The sequence below is a fragment of the Bacillus sp. SIMBA_074 genome (assembly GCF_046534555.1).
Lineage (GTDB): Bacteria > Bacillota > Bacilli > Bacillales > Bacillaceae_G > Bacillus_A > Bacillus_A mycoides.
This window is the reverse complement of sequence record NZ_JAWRYM010000584.1, coordinates 1-269: the sequence shown is the minus strand read 5'-3', so window position 1 is coordinate 269 and position 269 is coordinate 1. Positions and strand designations below refer to the sequence as shown.

Here is a 269-nt window from a genome sequence, read left to right as displayed (position 1 = left end):
CCAGCTCTTCCCAGTCATCAAGGTGCAGCAGGCGCGATTCTCCTCCAACCGCATTGCGCTCATCCATTTTCATCATCAGCAGCCAGTCCGTTGGTTCATCTACAAAGGTTCCATCGGTATGCAGAGTAAATAGACGATACGCTTGACGCAAATAAGAATCACTGTTGTCCGTATCCTTTACCGTAAACCGTGCATAAAAGGTTCCGGACATCGCATCGAAATTCGACGACCCGACCAGGTGGGTCAACGCAGTGGCAAATTTCACGTAG

Annotated in this window: 1 protein-coding gene; it reads right to left on the bottom strand. The window is 49.8% G+C overall.

Translation table 11 applies throughout. From position 1 onward, the window contains the following. Positions 1–269 (bottom strand): carbon starvation induced protein CsiD (locus SB773_RS32070; RefSeq protein ID WP_410594381.1); only part of this gene is annotated, 269 nt, incomplete at both ends.